The organism is Pseudomonas sp. URMO17WK12:I12, assembly GCF_000514395.1.
GTDB lineage: Bacteria > Pseudomonadota > Gammaproteobacteria > Pseudomonadales > Pseudomonadaceae > Aquipseudomonas > Aquipseudomonas mucoides.
Window position 1 is genome coordinate 328,158 of sequence record NZ_AZVV01000008.1, and the last position, 16,973, is coordinate 345,130.

At 58.5% G+C, this 16,973-nt stretch carries 18 protein-coding genes; 6 read left to right on the forward strand and 12 right to left on the reverse strand.

The annotated features are described in order from the left end of the window. Positions 1 to 41: 41 nt before the first annotated feature. The 7 genes from D882_RS0112270 to D882_RS0112300 form a co-directional block, all read right to left on the reverse strand. Positions 42 to 722 carry a C39 family peptidase gene (locus tag D882_RS0112270; protein WP_027923523.1) on the reverse strand — a complete coding sequence of 227 codons (681 nt, stop codon included), beginning with the start codon at positions 720 to 722 and terminating at the stop codon, positions 42 to 44. 63 nt (positions 723 to 785) lie between these two features. Then, the gene (locus tag D882_RS0112275) at positions 786 to 1,805 is read right to left on the reverse strand and encodes a hypothetical protein (RefSeq protein ID WP_027923524.1); all 1,020 of its coding nucleotides are present in this window, start codon (positions 1,803 to 1,805) and stop codon (positions 786 to 788) included. Between the two features lie 63 nt (positions 1,806 to 1,868). Further along, complete coding sequence (locus tag D882_RS0112280) at positions 1,869 to 2,447, reverse strand: hypothetical protein (RefSeq protein ID WP_027923525.1); 579 nt, start codon at positions 2,445 to 2,447, stop codon at positions 1,869 to 1,871. 1 nt (position 2,448) lies between these two features. Further along, positions 2,449 to 2,904, reverse strand: coding sequence for a hypothetical protein (locus D882_RS0112285; RefSeq protein WP_027923526.1), 456 nt, complete (start codon positions 2,902 to 2,904; stop codon positions 2,449 to 2,451). Between the two features lie 356 nt (positions 2,905 to 3,260). After that, positions 3,261 to 3,785 carry an AAA family ATPase gene (locus tag D882_RS0112290; RefSeq protein WP_027923527.1) on the reverse strand — a complete coding sequence of 175 codons (525 nt, stop codon included), beginning with the start codon at positions 3,783 to 3,785 and terminating at the stop codon, positions 3,261 to 3,263. Further along, entirely contained in the window at positions 3,782 to 4,345 is a 564-nt protein-coding gene (pnuC, locus tag D882_RS0112295; protein WP_027923528.1) for a nicotinamide riboside transporter PnuC, read from the reverse strand. The genes D882_RS0112290 and pnuC overlap by 4 nt, the downstream gene beginning before the upstream one ends. A 227-nt stretch (positions 4,346 to 4,572) precedes the next feature. Further along, positions 4,573 to 6,207: a methyl-accepting chemotaxis protein gene (locus D882_RS0112300; protein WP_027923529.1), complete on the reverse strand. Its 1,635-nt coding sequence runs from the start codon at positions 6,205 to 6,207 to the stop codon at positions 4,573 to 4,575. A gap of 292 nt (positions 6,208 to 6,499) precedes the next feature. Between D882_RS0112300 and D882_RS0112305 the strand changes: the two genes are divergently transcribed. Together D882_RS0112305 and D882_RS0112310 are read left to right on the forward strand one after the other, a co-directional pair. Then, a complete protein-coding gene (locus D882_RS0112305; RefSeq protein ID WP_027923530.1) occupies positions 6,500 to 7,330 on the forward strand; it encodes an undecaprenyl-diphosphate phosphatase in 831 nt (276 codons plus the stop codon). Further along, on the forward strand, positions 7,327 to 7,758 hold the full coding sequence (locus D882_RS0112310) for a DUF1294 domain-containing protein (protein WP_027923531.1): 432 nt from the start codon (positions 7,327 to 7,329) through the stop codon (positions 7,756 to 7,758). Before D882_RS0112305 ends, D882_RS0112310 begins: the two co-directional genes overlap by 4 nt. Here D882_RS0112310 and D882_RS0112315 read toward each other — a convergent pair. Continuing rightward, the gene (locus tag D882_RS0112315; RefSeq protein WP_027923532.1) at positions 7,755 to 8,114 is read right to left on the reverse strand and encodes an MmcQ/YjbR family DNA-binding protein; all 360 of its coding nucleotides are present in this window, start codon (positions 8,112 to 8,114) and stop codon (positions 7,755 to 7,757) included. The two genes, D882_RS0112310 and D882_RS0112315, sit on opposite strands and share 4 nt — an antisense overlap. Further along, positions 8,111 to 9,019 carry a LysR substrate-binding domain-containing protein gene (locus D882_RS0112320; RefSeq protein WP_027923533.1) on the reverse strand — a complete coding sequence of 303 codons (909 nt, stop codon included), beginning with the start codon at positions 9,017 to 9,019 and terminating at the stop codon, positions 8,111 to 8,113. The genes D882_RS0112315 and D882_RS0112320 overlap by 4 nt, the downstream gene beginning before the upstream one ends. Positions 9,020 to 9,148: 129 nt before the next feature. Between D882_RS0112320 and D882_RS0112325 the strand changes: the two genes are divergently transcribed. Both D882_RS0112325 and D882_RS0112330 read left to right on the forward strand, forming a co-directional pair. Next, positions 9,149 to 9,760 carry an FMN-dependent NADH-azoreductase gene (locus D882_RS0112325; protein ID WP_007949372.1) on the forward strand — a complete coding sequence of 204 codons (612 nt, stop codon included), beginning with the start codon at positions 9,149 to 9,151 and terminating at the stop codon, positions 9,758 to 9,760. Positions 9,761 to 10,010: 250 nt separating this feature from the next. Continuing rightward, positions 10,011 to 11,048: a dienelactone hydrolase gene (locus tag D882_RS0112330; protein WP_027923534.1), complete on the forward strand. Its 1,038-nt coding sequence runs from the start codon at positions 10,011 to 10,013 to the stop codon at positions 11,046 to 11,048. Between the two features lie 23 nt (positions 11,049 to 11,071). Here the strand turns inward: D882_RS0112330 and D882_RS0112335 are convergent, their stop codons facing one another. Together D882_RS0112335 and D882_RS0112340 are read right to left on the reverse strand one after the other, a co-directional pair. Then, positions 11,072 to 12,259 carry an MFS transporter gene (locus D882_RS0112335; protein WP_027923535.1) on the reverse strand — a complete coding sequence of 396 codons (1,188 nt, stop codon included), beginning with the start codon at positions 12,257 to 12,259 and terminating at the stop codon, positions 11,072 to 11,074. Between the two features lie 190 nt (positions 12,260 to 12,449). Further along, on the reverse strand, positions 12,450 to 14,039 hold the full coding sequence (locus tag D882_RS0112340) for an ABC-F family ATPase (protein ID WP_080943075.1): 1,590 nt from the start codon (positions 14,037 to 14,039) through the stop codon (positions 12,450 to 12,452). Between the two features lie 494 nt (positions 14,040 to 14,533). Between D882_RS0112340 and lpxO the strand changes: the two genes are divergently transcribed. Continuing rightward, positions 14,534 to 15,433 carry a lipid A hydroxylase LpxO gene (lpxO, locus tag D882_RS0112345; RefSeq protein ID WP_027923537.1) on the forward strand — a complete coding sequence of 300 codons (900 nt, stop codon included), beginning with the start codon at positions 14,534 to 14,536 and terminating at the stop codon, positions 15,431 to 15,433. Positions 15,434 to 15,564: 131 nt separating this feature from the next. Here the strand turns inward: lpxO and D882_RS0112350 are convergent, their stop codons facing one another. Next, on the reverse strand, positions 15,565 to 16,413 hold the full coding sequence (locus D882_RS0112350) for a Ku protein (protein ID WP_027923538.1): 849 nt from the start codon (positions 16,411 to 16,413) through the stop codon (positions 15,565 to 15,567). Between the two features lie 189 nt (positions 16,414 to 16,602). Here D882_RS0112350 and D882_RS0112355 point away from each other — a divergent pair, with 189 nt between their 5' ends. Continuing rightward, positions 16,603 to 16,953 carry a hypothetical protein gene (locus D882_RS0112355; RefSeq protein WP_027923539.1) on the forward strand — a complete coding sequence of 117 codons (351 nt, stop codon included), beginning with the start codon at positions 16,603 to 16,605 and terminating at the stop codon, positions 16,951 to 16,953. The last annotated feature ends 20 nt before the right edge of the window (positions 16,954 to 16,973 follow it).

Consider the following 16,973-nt stretch of genomic DNA (forward strand, 5'->3'; position numbering starts at 1 on the left):
CTGCTCCCGGAGCATCCTGCCCCACTATCATCTTTTGGCGATTAAAAGAAGTCGCTCTGTATGAAACCAAAATCCATCAATTCAGCGTCTCTGACAGGATTGAAAGTATCCAGCTTGTTCTTGGCTGTCAGTGGTACCGGTGGACTGCGCAATGCATTGGTTTTGTCGTAACCGGGACCTACGATAGCGAAGACAATGCCGTTCCAACCTTTGACAAAGTCATCGTGGGAGTAGCGTTTGTGTCCGAGTACCGGGTCGCCGATATAGACCCAGTTCTTGTCAGCACGCTGCAACACCACGAAGTGCTTGTAGCCGCGAATTTCCATCAGTACCACCACCGGAATCGTTACAGCATCCAGCTTTTCAGGTGGGATCTTGTAGCCCCTGGCGCGCATGCCGATGCTTTCTATGTAGCGCTTCATGTCCAGCATGGAGAAACCTTGCGTACGAACAAGGTTCTGGTCAGCGTTGACCAGCATGCCTTTGATGATGTGCTCCTCATCGACGTCGAGCCAATAGGCCTGGCGTAACACCGTCGCCAGTGCGGCAGCGCCACAGCTGAAGTCGGTTTTCTGTTCGACGATGTCGGCAAACTTGCGCTCACGCAAACTCTGCACCTGCTTATAGACCAACACGCCGCCAGGCAGGGCGGCAACTGGCATCTGTGCGGCCTGAGTCAGGCCAGACAGGCAGAGGAGGGCGAAAAGGGCAGTCTTACGCATGATCGATACGCCTTGGCGGACTGTGGAAAAGCCCCGTTGCCGGGGCTTTCATTTCGATCGCGATTACAGGCAGGCTTTGCAACCTGCGGCGATGGACAGCGAGTTGCTTTGTTGGTTGCCTACACCAGACGATACGTTGGCTCCGCCGTTGCCGGAGAAGTTGTTCATCGAGTTTTGCATTACAGCAGTGTTGGTCACAGGGTTTTTCCAGCCATCTGGAGTCAGGTATTGCTGAGTGGTTACGCCAGCCAGACCGAAGACGCCAACTGCAACGAAGTCGGAATTGACTTTGCCATCGTCATGGCCGCCATGACCACCACCTCTGTTGTCGTTGCCATAGCCACCGTGGCCATGATCATCGTCAGCAGGAGTAGACACTGCTTTACCCGCTGCTACAAACGCGCCAGCAGCAGTGAAGGTGCCTCTGAGGGTGTCGGTTTTGTAGGTCTGAGTGCCGTTGTTGGCCACTTGCAGACCACTGGAGCTTTGGTCAGCCGATGCGGCTGCTGCGGCTACACGGCCACCCGATACAGCAATCGCCAGGTTGTTTTTCTGTTGGTTGAAGTTGCCAGCGGTCACGTTCATCCCGATGTTGCCGGAACCATTGTTGCCTGCATTGGTGAGCGTGGCGGTGTTGGTATTAGAGTAGTTGTTAACGGCGTTGTTGGTGTTGTTTTGTGTGGCGCTGGAAGCCGCCACTGCAGAACCGAAAATGAAGCTTTCGTCAGCAGTAGCCAGTGCGGCGGCGTTGTCTTGTTGGTTGCCGTCGCCGGCGGCCACGTTAGCGCCCATATTACCGTTGGAACCATTGAGCGAGTTGTCGGTTGCTGCACCGTTTTGGGTGCCCTGGTTCAGCACTGTGTTGCCTTCGCTGTTCTGTGTATCCAGAACAGTAGCACCGGCGCCAGCCGTAATTGAAAGAATCTGATCCAGGGTTGGGCCTTTAGGCTGATGACTGCCATGCCCGTTTCCGTGACCATTGCCATGACCGTGATCATCATCACGACCGCCTGCTTGTGCTGCGATTGCCATCACTGCTGCGAGAGCGAAAACCAGTGGTTTGAGAGCCATTGTAGGTTTCATGGTGTTTCTCCGTGCTTATTAGTTGGTTAAGTGTTGGTACTTTCTAATCGCACTGCGTTTGGGTCAGTCAGCGACCCGGATGCTCAGGGTGTTAGCCATTCGGTTCCCCACCCCGGCACTCTGGTTCACCTGGATAATCCCTCGGCTGCCGGTGAAGGCCTGGTCGCTGGTAACGACCTGGCGACTGCCGGTTTGGGACCCAGTTGCTCCTGAGCTTGGTAGCAACGCCACGTTCTGTTGAGAAAGGGCGCTATCGTCGACGCTCTGCGGTCCAGCACTGATGCTGATCCGCGCAGCGTTGGCCATCTGGTTGTTGGCCCCGGCGCTCTGGTTGACGCCCAGTACACCGTTGCCATTACTGAAAGAGGTTCCGCCGATGGTGGCCGTCGCATTCATGGACGGATTGGCGGAGGTGTCGATTGACTGGTGAATCTTGGTGCTCGCCCCGGCATTGGTACCGATTGCGATGGCGCGAACGTTGGTTTGTTGTTGTTGATCGCCGGCCGCCTGGTTGACGTTCAAGTTGCCTTTGTACTGAACGCCGGCATCCTGGATGGTGGCGTTGTTCACGGTTGGAACACCGGAGTCGGCCATGGCGCTGGCACTGGCGAACAAGGCGAGAAAGATCAGGCTACGATTCATGTCATTGACCTCCGGCCATTCTGGTCAGTGGGGCCATGCCGGAACTCATGGCCCGATTGATGGTTCCGGAAATCGCGGCACCGCTGCCACCACCGTGGCCGGCGCTCATGCCAGGCATCCCGTTGGGATTGGTCACGACATTGAGGCCTGGCATGCTGCCACCGGTTGAGTTTGGATTGATGTTGCCGCTGATGGTCGAGCCGCTGGCAATGCTGGCGAAATCACCGTCAGTCAACTCGGTGTTGCTCATGGTCGACGTGATGCGTGCTGAAGGGTTGGCATTGACGGTGGTCGGGTAGGGGTCTTTGCCGCCAGTGCGGCCAATTGGGACGGGTTGGACATCACGTGTGAGAACGATGACGCCATTGCCATCAGCCTGAGCGTTGAGGCTGAGTACCGACGTGGCGGCACATCCGATCAGCAGTAGGCAAGTCATGCCTTTATTGAAAGTCCCCACGGCAGCAATTCCTTCTTTTGTGGGCTGGCCCTTGTCAGCGTTGGGAAGGAGAGAGCGAAAGCTGTGCCGCTTTTGAATTGTCGTTTTAATTCAACGGGTTAACGTTTTGTGAAAAGTGCGCGATACGTCCGCTGTTTCATGGCTGAGACAAGCTCGACAGGGTTTGGCTGAACAATCGCGACGCAAAGCTCTGGAACAAGGGTTTGCGAGGATGTGTTTCAAGCGCTTAACAAGAGTCATGACAAGATGATGAAGGGCGCTGAAATGGCCTCTTTGCGGGTAGATGAGTGTTTCACGAATGGACACTCTTGCCCCAAAACAGGGGAAATGGCTGGGGAAATCGACCCAAAACCGGCTCAGGAATCCAGCAGTCGGGTGACCGCATCAAAGGCCTGCCCCCGGCGGTTTTCCCAGCTTCCCCGCAGGACCTGAAACGGTTGGCGGTGCTGTTCGAGCCAAAGGTGAGTTGCCTTGAAAAATTCCAGGCGCTCACTCAGTTCGGGCTGACAGCGCTGGCCGTCATCTGTCCAGTCGACGTGCTCCGGCGATAGCAGCAGGTGAAAATCGTAATGGCGAGCCAATAATGCCGGCTCAAGCCATTCAGGGCAGTCGCCAAACAAGGTCTGGCTCCAGAGGATATTGCTCAGCAAATGAGTGTCGAGAATCAACAGCCGGGGCTGCCGGGAGCGGGCTTCATCTTCCCATTGCAACTGGCCGCGGGCGATGTTGGAAATATCCCCCAGGCAGGTGTCGCGTGGGTTCTGCTCAATGAACCAGCGCACGTATTCATCAACCCGCACACCGCCGAAATGCCCCTGTAACTCAGCCGCCAGCCAGCTCTTGCCACTGGATTCGGGCCCCGTGAGCACCAGCACCTTCATGCGCGCAGTACCGGGTCGGCACGCCATTCACGCCAGCCTTGCACGGCCAGCAGCAGGAACAGCGCATAGAGGGCCGACGTGAGGTACATGCCTTTGTAGATGAACAGCCCGACGAAAATGACATCGACGGCGATCCACAGCGGCCAGCATTGCACGCGTTTTTGCGCCATCCACAGTTGCGCGACCAGGCTGAACCCCGTGAGTGCAGCGTCGAGCCATGGCTGGGCAGCATCGGTCCAGTGCGCCATGGCGGCGCCCAACAGCACACTGCCCAGCGCGCCGACCGCGAGGCCCAAAGCGACTGATTTCGAGTCAAGCCGGCTGACCTGCCGACCGGTATTCGCTTCGCCTGCACGGGTCCATTGCCACCAGCCATAGAGTTGCAGCGCGGCGTAGATCACTTGCAGGAGCATGTCCGAATAGAGCTTCACCTCAAAAAAGATCCAGCTGTACAGCAGGACCATGACCAGGCCAATTGGCCAACACCAGGGGTTCTGTTTGACCGTCAACCAGACGGCGATCACACCGAGGGCAGCGGCAAACAGTTCAAGCCCGGACATGGAGGTTCCTTGGGGAGAGCGAAGTGGGGGGCGGATTGTACCGGCAGCCGCCGCCAAGTAGAACCTGCAGGCTAGTAGCAGCTGTCGAGCAGCGCGAGGCTGCGTTCGGCAGCGCAGCTGTCGTAAACCCTGTACACGCGGTCTGACTCAAACACCGCGCTGCCTGAATTCACGACGACTTCGTCGCCGAACGCAGCCTCCCGTTGTTCGACAGCTGCTACAGGGGGTTACACGCGAAATTGCTTGAGCAAACCGTTCAACTGCTCGCTCAGGTCTTTCAGCCGAACACTGGCCACACTCGATTGCTCCGCTGCCAACGCGGTGCTGTGGGACAAGCCCGCGGCCTGGGTCACGTTCTGATTGATGTCTTCCACCACATGGGCCTGCTGCAACGTCGCGCTGGCGATAGACGCGTTCAGCCCGTTGAGGTTGCGTAACGCCTGGCCAATCGCATTCAGGCTCGCACCGGCCAGACCGGCTTGTTCGATGGTCAGTTGGGAGGCGCGGCTGCTGTCGCCGATGACCTTGACCGCCGCCTCCGAATGGCTTTGCAGGCGTTCGATCATCGACTGGATTTCCGCCGTGGACTTCTGCGTGCGCTGGGCCAGCAGGCGCACTTCATCGGCCACCACCGCGAACCCGCGACCCTGCTCACCGGCCCGGGCCGCTTCGATGGCGGCGTTGAGGGCGAGCAGGTTGGTTTGCTCGGCGATGGAGCGGATCACCTCCAGGACGCTGCCGATCTGCGTGCTTTCCGTTGCCAGGGTACGAATCACCTCGACTGCCTGATCGATGGTGCCGGACAGTTTGTCGATCTGCTGCAAGCTGCCGTCGATGTTGATCTGGCCTTGCTGCGCTTGGGATTCGGCATCGCGCATTTCGCTGGCCGCATGCTCGGCGTTCTTCGCCACATCCTGCACGCCATAGGTCACTTCATTAATCGCCGTGGCCACCAGTTCCATCTGCTGCGACTGTTGCTGGCTGCGTTGCTGAGCCTGGGCAGCGTCATTACCCAACTCACTGGACGACTGACCCAACGCACTGGCGGACACCTGCAGCTCGGTGATCACCAGGCGCAGCTTGGTGGTAAACGCGTTGAAGTGTCGTGCCAGTTGCGCCACTTCGTCCCGGCCGTGGGTATCGAGGCTGCGGGTCAGGTCACTTTCACCGCTGGCGATATTGGCCATGGCGTTCACGGTGTCTTGGAGCGGGCGCACAATACTGCGGGCAATCAGGATCACCAACAGCGCCATCACCAGCGCGATGACCACGCCGAGGAAAGTGGCCTTCCATACCTGGCCGTTAAATTCGGCCTGCGTGTCGTCGATGTACACGCCCGAGCCAATCACCCAGCCCCAAGGCTCGAAGAGTTTGACGTAAGAGGTTTTTTCCACCGGGGCACTGGCGCCCGGTTTCGGCCAGCGGTAGTTGACCATGCCGGCGCCCTTGGCCTTGGCCACGGCGACCATTTCGTTAAACACCGCAAAACCGTCCGGGTCGCGGATGGCCGAGAGGTTCTGGCCGTCCAGCTTGGGGTTGGCCGGGTGCATGATCATCACCGGCGTCAGGTCGTTGATCCAGAAATAGTCGCTCTGGTCGTAGCGCAGTCCGCGAACCGCGGTCAGTGCCTGTTTCTGCGCGGCCTCGCGCGTGAGGGTGCCGGCCGTTTCCAGGTCATGGTAGTAATTCAAAATGCCGCTGGCGGTCTGTACCACGTGCTGGGTTTTCAGCGCCTTGGCCTGATAAAGGTCGTCGTGAATCTGCTTGAGCATCAACATGCCCAACGTCAGCAGCATCACCACCGACACGATCAAGATGAGCCACAAGCGTCGGCTGATCGACACACTGCGCAAGCTGTTCATAACGCGGTTACTCCAGTTTTCTTTTTATTGTCATAAACCAATGCCCGCATCCAACCACGCTTTGCCGGTCGGGCCTATGCGACCCAAGTCCTATTCCGCAGCAGCGTTTTAAAGGCTTGTCTGATAGGATTTCGGCCCCGCGCGGAAAAACCTGAATCACGCTCGATTTTTCACGGAATTTTTACGGTTTCGTCTGGATCCTGTGCGCGCGGAACTTCAACTACGCTCAGCGCGATGAACGTTTAAACAAAACTAACGGGGCATGCCTGGGGGCATTGCTTTTGGGGGATTGATGGATCTTTGGACCGCTTTTCAGGCATTGATACTTGGCGTAGTAGAAGGGCTGACAGAGTTTCTGCCCATTTCCAGTACCGGGCACCAGATCATCGTCGCCGACTTGCTTAACTTTGGTGGTGAGCGGGCTATCGCGTTCAACATCATTATCCAGTTGGGTGCAATCCTGGCGGTGGTGTGGGAGTTTCGTCGCAAGATTCTCGATGTGGTCACCGGTTTGCCAACGCAACCGAGCGCGCGTCGCTTCACCGCCAACCTGCTGATCGCCTTCATGCCGGCGGTGGTATTGGGGGTGATTTTCTCCGACCTGATTCACCATTACCTGTTCAACCCGATTACCGTCGCGACGGCGTTGGTGGTGGGCGGTGTGATTATGTTGTGGGCCGAGAAACGCCAACATCAGGTGCATGCCGAAACCGTCGACGAGATTACCTGGCAAGATGCGCTGAAAGTCGGTTTCGCCCAATGCCTGGCCATGATTCCAGGGACATCGCGTTCCGGGTCGACCATCATCGGCGGGTTGCTGTTCGGCCTGTCGCGCAAGACCGCTACCGAGTTCTCGTTCTTCCTGGCGATGCCGACCATGGTCGCGGCGGCGGTGTATTCGGGGTTCAAATACCGCCACCTGTTCGTGCCGGCTGATTTTCCAGTGTTCGCGATCGGTTTCGTGACAGCCTTCATCTTCGCGATGATCGCGGTCCGTGGCCTGCTCAAGTTCATCGCCAGCCACAGCTACGCAGCGTTCGCCTGGTACCGCATCGTGTTCGGCCTGGTCATTCTGGCCACTTGGCAGTTCGGCTGGGTTGACTGGTCCGCGGCCAAGCCATGAGTGACGCCGGCAGGCGCCACGACCCCGGACGCAGGTCCGGGGGAGAGCGCATCCAGAACCTGCGGCTCAAACTGCTGGTTTTCGCAGTGCTGTGCGCGTTGCCGCTGTTTGGGTCGGTGTCACTCTGGCTGCGTGGGGTGTCGCTGATTCCGCTGGCGGCATACGGGATCGTCAGTGTGCTGGCGTTTTTCCTGTACTGGAGCGACAAACGCAAGGCCCGCACCGACGCCTGGCGCACGCCGGAAAACGTCTTGCACGCGGTCGAACTGGCCGGTGGCTGGCCCGGCGCCTTGCTGGCCCAGCAGGTGTTTCGGCACAAGACCCGCAAAGTTTCCTATCAACTGCTGTTCTGGCTGATTGTGTTGCTGCACCAGGTGTTCTGGATCGATCAGATGTTTCTCGGCGCGAATCTGTTGGCTTTGTTTTAAAGCAGCAGTCCCACCTGGGTGCGCTTGGGCAGTTTACTCACCACCAATTGGTGGGACCGTTGCAATAAGCCTTGCAGTTCTTCGGCGCCCAGCGGGTAGGGCGTTTGCATGATGATCCACTGGGCTCTCGCCAGATAGGGAGCCGGGTGGATGCCCGGTCGATCGCAATGCCCCAGGAACAGGTCCTTGTCGACTTTGAAGGCCAGGGAATCGCCGCGCAAGTTCTGCAACGCGAACATCTTGTTTCCGGCAATCGAAAATACCCGTACACCGCCCCATTTATAGTCTTCCCGCGCACCCGGCAGCGCGAGACAGAACTGCGCGACATCCTCTTCGTTCATACGTCCAGCCTTCATATCAAACGGTCCCCACAGGCGCTGAATGTTTCGATCAAATGGTCGAGCCAGGCACGAACCGCCGGCATCACCCCGCGCCGGTGAGGGTAGACCGCTTGCAGCCAGCCGCCAGGCAACGACCAATCGGGCAACAGTTGAACCAGCGAACCGTCTTCCAGCTCCGGCTCGCAATACATCATCGGCAACAGGGTAAAACCCTGGCCGGCGAGGGTGCAGGCCTTGCGCACGATAAAGTCATCGATGCCCAGCCGCGCCTCCATGCTGAGATCGACACTTTTGCCCTGTTGATCCAGCAGGCGGATATGCACCATGCGGTCGGCTTCAAGGGCGCCGAGCACCGGCAGGGTTTTCAGGTCTTCGGGGTGATTGATTTCACGTTCGTGCAAAAACGCCGGGGTGGCGACCATGGCCATTTGTGCCTGGCGCAGGCGTCGGGTCACCAGCAGCGGATCTTCGTCGCCAAGCTCTCGCACGCGCAAGGCGACATCGACGCCTTCAGTCACCAGGTCGACCCGGCGATTGAGCAGCATCACTTCCAGTTGCACCTGCGGATACTTCTCAAGAAATCGGGCGATGACCGTCGGCAACATTTCATGCGCGAGGCCCACGGGGCAGGACACTCGCAAGCGCCCACGTGGTTCGCTGGACATGCTGGCCACCGCTTCATCGGCCATTTCCGCTTCCAGCAGCATCGCCTGACAGTGCCGCAGGTAGCGCTCGCCCACAGCGGTCAGCTTGAGTTGCCGGGTAGTGCGTTGCAGCAGGCGCGCACCGAGGCGTTCTTCCAGTTCGGCGATACGCCGCGACAGGCGCGACTTGGGAATCCCGAGCAAACGCCCGGCGGCCGCGAAACCGCCGGCTTCCACCACCTTGGCGAAATAGTAGAGATCATTGAGGTCTTGCATGACGGCAGTCCGATTGTTCTATCAGTGGGACGAACTATCGCATTGTTGCGGTCTAATCAGCCATTGGTTTCGTCTGTAGGATTCACTCCATCAGATCGCCCCGTGGCGGTCCTCACCTGGAGATCCCACATGAAACTGTTGCATATCGATTCGAGCATTCTTGGTGACAACTCGGCTTCCCGCCTGCTGAGCAGCGAAGTCGTCAAAGCCTGGCAAACCGCAGAGCCAAACGCCGTGGTCACTTACCGCGACCTGGCCGCCGATGCCATCAGCCATTTCTCCGCCACGACCCTTGTTGCCGCGGGCACTACCGCCGAACTGCGCAACGCCGCCCAGCAGCACGAAGCCGAGCTGAGTGCCACTACCCTGGCCGAATTCCTCGCCGCCGATGCCGTGGTGATTGCCGCACCGATGTACAACTTCACCATCCCGACCCAACTCAAGGCCTGGATCGATCGCATCGCCGTTGCCGGTCAGACCTTCCGTTACACCGAAGCCGGCCCTGAAGGCCTGTGCGGCGGCAAGAAAGTCGTGATCGTCTCGACTTCCGGTGGCCTGCATGCCGGTCAGGCCACGGGTGTGGCTCACGAAGAGTACTTGAAAGTACTGTTCGGCTTCATCGGCATCACCGACATTGAATTCGTCCGTGCCCATGGCCTGGCTTACGGTGATGAAGTGCGCACCAAAGCCATGAGCGACGCTCAAGCGCAAATCAGCGAGCAATTGTTCGCCGCCGCGTAAGGCTTGCGTAAAAACGCAAAACAGCTCAGGCAACACCCCAAAAAACTCTGTATTCTGGTCACGCAAGTGCCAGATACGGAGTTTTTTGTTTCTGGCCGTTTCAGGTTGTGGCCCAGGTTATGCAACAGGGGGTTAACGCTCCCGTTCTGCAACGACCTTGGTGGCCGCGATTGCTGGTACAAGGCCGCTGCCTCGATCAACCGAGGAGAACGGGCTTTCCGGTCAAGTAACAAAATGGTGGGGCATCCTTATGGTGCGTCTTTGTGCAACGTTACTGTTTTGCCTGCTCAGCAGCCTGAATTCAGTGCACGCCGCGCCTGCGCCACATCCTCACTGGAGCGTCGGCTTCCATGAGATGAGTTTTCTCGACCCTCTCGATTTGCAACCGATGCACGCCATCGCGTTCTATCCCTCCAGTGACCGCGAACACACCAGCAGAATCGAGGGCTACACGGTCGAAGCCGGTGAAGACATCCCGGTGGCTATCGGCCGTTTCCCGATGCTGATGCTGTCCCATGGCAACACCGGAACCCCGTTGGCCCTGCATGACCTCGCCACCTCGCTGGCGCGCAAGGGTTTTGTGGTGGTGGCGGTGATCCATCCCGGCGACAACTCCAAAGACCACAGCCGTCTTGGTACGTTGAGCAATCTTTACGGACGCCCGATCCAGATTTCCGAAGCCATTACCGCCACCCTGGGCGATCGCATGCTTGCGCCGTTCGTCAATGCCAATCAGGTCGGGGTCATCGGCTATTCGGCGGGCGGTGAGACGGCGTTGATCCTGTCGGGTGCTACGCCTGATCTGGATCGTCTGCGTCGTTATTGCGAGGAACGCCCGGACGACCGCGATGCTTGCAACACTAAGGGTGAATTGATTGTGGATCGTGACGATCTTCAACCCGTGGCCGACCCGCGTGTGCGTGCCTTGCTGTTGATGGCGCCGTTGAGTTTGAAGTTCGGCCGTCACACCCTGTCCGAGGTGCATGTGCCGGTGCTGCTGTATAGCGGCGACGGCGACAAACTGGTCGCATTCGACAAGAACGCCGCTGCACTCGCGCGTAAGTTGCCAATTGCCCCTGATTTCAAATTGCTGGCGGGAGCCGGGCACTTCGTGTTCATGGCGCCGTGCAACGAAGAGCAGATCGCCGCCATGCCGGCGCTGTGTACCGACGCCGACGGTGTCGACCGCGAGGGCATCCATCGTGACATGATTTCCGAGGCCGGGCGATTCTTCTCTCGCACCCTGGGCATCGCCACCCGCGCAGGCCTGCAAACCGCAGATCAGTGAAGCACAACCCTTGTAGCCGCTGGCTAGGCCATTGCGCGGCGTTTGAGTAGCAGGGTCAACGCCAATCCGGTCACCGACAACAACGCCGCGCTAAAGAAAATCCACGTGTACCCCAGGTTCAACGCCACTGCGCCCATTAATGGTCCGGCGATGGCCAGTGCCAGATCAAAAAACACCGCATAAGCACTCAACCCCGCGCCACGACTGGAATTGGGCACCTGTTTGATCGCTTCAACCCCCAGCGCCGGATAAACCAGCGACAAGCCAAAACCGGTCAGGCCCGCGCCGATCAGCGCATAACCCGTCGAAGGCGCCAGCCACAACAGCACCAGACCCACGGTTTCAATGCTCATACAGGCAATGGCCGAGGTGAATCCGCCGAAACGGCTGATGCTGGAGATGAACAACAGCCGGGCCAAAATGAAGCAGGCACCGAACACGGTGAGGCAATACGCGGCACCGGCCCAGCCACGGCTGACGTAATACAGGGTAATAAAGGTAGTCAACGTGCCATACCCGATGGACGCCAGGCTCAGGCTCGCCCCAAACGGAGCGATTCGCCCGAACACCGCCCAAAAGGGCAGCCGCTCGCCACGAATCACCGGCACTGAGGGTTTGTTGCGGATCAGCAGCAGCGCGGCAAGCGCCAACAGCGACAGCGCGATCCCCAGACTGGCAAAACCATACTCGGCGACCATCACCACCCCCAATGGTGCGCCGATGGCGATGGCGCCGTAAGACGCGATGCCGTTCCAGGAGATGGAACGGGCGGTGTGCTCGGCGCCGACCTGGCCCATGCACCAACTGATGGTGCCGACGCCGATCAGTCCCTGGGCGATCCCGAGCAGCAAGCGACCGGCGATCAGGATCAATAGACTCAGCAAGGGCATGCTCTGCAGCAACGTCGACATCAGCGTCAACACGCCGCTCAGCACAATCCCCGACAACCCGTAGACAATCGCCCGCTTGGTGCCAATGCTGTCCGACATGCGCCCGGCCATCGGCCGGCTGAGCAGGGTGGCCAGGTATTGCGAACCAATGGTCAGCCCCGCGATGATCGCACTGAAGCCCAGTTGCTCATGAACATAGCCTGGCAACACCGCAATCGGCAGGCCGATGCAGAGGAAGGCAATAAAGGTATAAAAAACGATGGAGACGATCTGCAGGGTGATCGCCAGGGAGCTTTGCGGGGGCTGTTGCTGCGCAGACATTTGGGCTCGTTCGCGGGCGGCGGTGGGAGAGCTGCATCATGGCGTGGGCTGGGAATAAAAGGAAGCAGGCTAACTATATTCTCCACGCCGAGCGTGGGAACGACCACCACTTGGCCCTGAAATGCAAAAAGCCCCGTCACATGGACAGGGCTTTTACTTGCCGCTTGCAGCTTGAAACTAATCGCTGCTCTTAAAACACTACACCCTGGCTACGCAGGTAATCGTCATAAGTACCGCTGAAGTCGATCACGCCACTAGGGCTCAACTCGATGATGCGGGTCGCCAACGACGATACGAACTCACGGTCGTGGCTGACGAAGATCAGCGTGCCCGGGTAGTTCTCCAGCGCCAGGTTCAGCGCCTCGATGGATTCCATGTCCAAGTGGTTGGTCGGTTCGTCCATGATCAGCACGTTCGGCTTTTGCAGGATCAGCTTGCCGAACAGCATGCGACCTTGCTCACCACCGGAGATGACCTTGACCGACTTGAGGATCTCGTCGTTGGAGAACAGCATGCGGCCGAGGGTGCCACGAACGATTTGCTCGCCGCCCTGGGTCCATTGGCCCATCCAGTCGAACAGGTTGCAGTCGTCTTCGAAGTCGTGCGCGTGGTCCTGAGCGTAGTAGCCCAGTTCCGCTGCGTCGGTCCACTTCACCGTACCGGCATCCGGGGTCAGTTCGTTGACCAGGGTGCGCAGCAGGGTGGTTTTACCGATACCGTTCGGGCCGATGATCGCCACGCGCTCGCCGGCTTCAACCTGGAAGCTGAAGTCCTTGAACAGGGTCTTGCCGTCGAAGCCTTTGGCCATGCGCTCGACGATGACCGCCTGACGGTGCAGCTTCTTGGTTTGTTCGAAACGGATGAACGGGCTCACACGGCTCGAAGGCTTGACCTCGGCCAGTTGGATCTTGTCGATCGCCTTGGCGCGGGAGGTCGCTTGCTTGGCTTTCGAGGCGTTGGCCGAGAAGCGGCTGACGAACGATTGCAGCTCGGAAATCTGCGCCTTCTTCTTGGCGTTGTCCGACAGCAGTTGCTCGCGGGACTGGGTCGCCACGGTCATGTACTCGTCGTAGTTGCCCGGGAACAGACGCAGTTCGCCGTAATCCAGGTCAGCCATGTGGGTGCACACGCTGTTCAGGAAGTGACGGTCGTGAGAGATGATGATCATCAGGCTGGAGCGCTGGGTCAGAATGTTTTCCAGCCAGCGGATGGTGTTGATGTCCAGGTGGTTGGTCGGTTCGTCGAGCAACAGCACTTCAGGATCGGAGAACAGCGCCTGCGCCAGCAATACGCGCAGTTTCCAGCCTGGGGAAACTTCGCTCATCGGGCCAAAGTGCTGCTCGATGCCGATACCCAGGCCCAGCAACAGCTCGCCGGCACGGGATTCGGCGGTGTAGCCGTCCATTTCGGCGAATTCGGTTTCCAGCTCGGCCACGGCCATGCCGTCTTCTTCGGTCATTTCCGGCAGCGAGTAGATGCGATCGCGCTCGGCCTTGACCTTCCACAGCTCTTCGTGACCCATGATCACGGTATCGATCACGGTGAATTCTTCGTAGGCGAACTGGTCCTGGCGCAATTTACCCAGACGCACGTTCGGCTCGAGCATGACCTGGCCGCCGGATGGCTCGAGGTCGCCACCGAGGATTTTCATGAAAGTCGACTTGCCGCAACCGTTGGCGCCGATCAGGCCGTAGCGGTTGCCCGCGCCGAACTTGACCGAAACGTTTTCGAATAGCGGCTTGGCGCCGAACTGCATCGTGATGTTAGCTGTAGAGATCAAAGGTTTTTCCTGCGAAGCATTCAGAGTAGCTAGGGTTGCGGCAGTACCGATTCAGTACCCGTTTCCGGTATTCAAACCACGGGAAATGCATCCCGGTCAGAAGCGGAAGGTCCATCTGGCAATAAGTGGACAGCAGCATATGGAGCGCTTGGCCCGAGTCGAAGTGCGCTGAGACGGGGTTCATTCCCGTCATCAACCAAGGGGGGCGCGTAATGTTTGGCGGCGATTGTACTGGTCTGGCTCTCTAAACGATAGGGCGTTGAGACCGCTTGGGCGCATTGACAGTACCAGCGGACAGATTTTCACATTTGCAAGCTAACTATTTGTTACAGAGAGTGGCTAAAATGCGATTTTTCACCCGATGCCGACAGCCGGCGCAGGCTCAAGGACGCGCTACCGGGTTCGCTGTCTGGTTTTCAGACGCTGCACAAGACCCTTGGCCAATGGGTTGGCCGGGAAGGCAGTTTGTTCACTTCAGACGTGTGACGATTTCTGTGAAACTGATCATCGCCCTTGTTTACATAGTTTCCATTGCGTACGTCCACCTGCGCGGTCGCGTGCGCCACAAACTGGGGCGCCAGTTGAGTGATCACTCTTCGTTTCTGGCGCCGCTCAATTGCTTCCTTTATCTGTTCTCGAAAATTCCGGGCAAGCCTTATCTCAATCCGGCGGATTTCCCAGACCTGAGCCCGTTGCAGGCGCATTGGCAAGAAATTCGTGCTGAAGGCCAAAACCTGCTGAAGGCGGGGGAGATCAAGCGCGCGGATCAGTACAACGACGTTGGCTTCAACTCGTTCTTCAAGACCGGGTGGAAGCGGTTTTACCTGAAGTGGTACGGCGACAGTCATCCTTCGGCAATGAAACTCTGCCCGCGTACCACGGAGCTGGTCCAGGGCATCGGCTCGATCAAGGCCGCGATGTTCGCCGAACTGCCGCCGGGTTCGAAACTGGTCCGTCACCGTGACCCTTATGCCGGTTCTTACCGTTATCACCTGGGGCTGGAGACGCCGAACGATGCTGGTTGCTACATCAATGTCGACGGCGAGAAGTACCACTGGCGCGACGGCGAAGCGGTGATGTTCGACGAAACATTCATTCATTACGCCGAGAACACCACGCAACAGAACCGGATCATTCTGTTCTGTGACGTCGAGCGTCCGATGAAGTATGGCTGGGCGGCGGCGTTTAATGGGTGGTTCAGCCGTAACGTGATGTCGGCGGCCGGGGCGCCGAATGATGAGGGCGACAGGACGGGGGGGATTAACCGTCTGTTCACCAGAATCTACAAGATTCGTTTGCGGGGCAAAGCGTTGAAGCAGCGTAATCGCAGGCGTTATTACCTGGAAAAGTGGGCGATCTTTGGCGGGTTGCTGGCGGTGTTTGTGCTGATCTGAGTTTAGTGGTGTGGCGGATCAAGCCATCGCGAGCAGGCACACTCCTACGTTTGATCTGTGGCGTGCACAAATCAACTGTGGGAGCGAGCTTGCTCGCGATAGGGCCATAACAAACACCACAACATTCGAAACTAACCACGCGAGCTTTTCGTGGCTTTTTTCTGCGCCGCCGGCTTGGCCTTCCCGGCACTTTTACTTCCCAGGCTACGTTTAAGCAACTCAGTCAAATCAATCACATCCGCCGTTTTGCGCTCCTCTTCACCCGTCGCCGTCTCGACATCCTCAATCTTGCCTTCATTGGCCTTTTTCTCGACCAGCGCCATGATCTTGTCTTCGAAGCTGTCGCGGTAGTCTTCAGGTTTCCAGTCAGCACTCATGTCCTGCACCAGGCGCTTGGCCATATCCAGTTCACCCTTGGCCAGTTCGGGTTTGGTCACTTCGCTGCCCAGTTCAAGGGTATCGAGGCTGCGCACTTCTGCGGGCCAACGCAACATCACCAGCACCATCGCCGACTCCAGCGGCATCAAGGCCGCCAAGTGCTGGCGCGTGTGCAACACCACGTGGGCCAGGGCGACTTTGTTGGTTTTGCTTAGCGTTTCCCGCAACAACGCGTACACCTTGCCGCCGCGTTTATCCGGGGCGAGGTAGTACGGCGTATCGATGTTTTGCAAGGGGATCTGTTCACTGTCGACAAAAGAAAAGATGTCGATGGTTTGCGTGGACAGCGGGTGCGCCGACTTGATTTCCTCTTCACTGAGGACCACGTACCGGCCCTTTTCATACTGCACGCCTTTGACAATATGCTCCTTGGTGACTTCCTTGCCGGTGACCTTGTTCACGCGTTTGTACCCGACCGGCTCCATGCTGCGGTTGTCCAGCCAGTCGAAATCCACCCCTTGGGAAGACGTCGCCGAGACCAGCGCCACAGGGATATGCACCAGCCCGAAACTGATTGCGCCTTTCCAGATTGCCCGTGCCATGGTCGTCTTCTCGCGAGTGATGATCAGGTGACACGTGGCCTGAGGCAAAAGTTTCAGCCGCTTGAGGAGCCCGGCCGGGCGGCGTGGTCGTCTTGTGTTACATCTTGTGAAGGAGGTTTTAGTTAACAAAACCGAACCCCGGGCGTAGCGTGCTATCGAAGACCCTATCCACGTCGAGAGGCTCGCCCCATGAACAGATATGTACTCGGCTGCTGCACCGTGCTGGCGCTGAGTGGTTTGCTGAGCGGCATGGCCCAGGCTTCGCCACCCTCAGCATGGCTGCTGGCCCAAAGCCCAACGGGAGCCTCGAGCAACCCTTACAACAGCCCGATTCGTCGCGCCAACCCGAACAGCATGCAAGGCTCTCAATCCAGCGCCCCGGCCATTCGCGGGCCCAACACCATGCCGGTTCCACGCCCACCGACGCTGAATAACGGCGGCATCGGCAACCGCTATCCGCAAAGCCAGCCGGCCCCCGCCAGCCCACCGAAATTCATTCCCAATCCACCTCAGCGAGATACAGGCACTAGCAACCGTTGAGCCGGAACGACAAAAGGAAG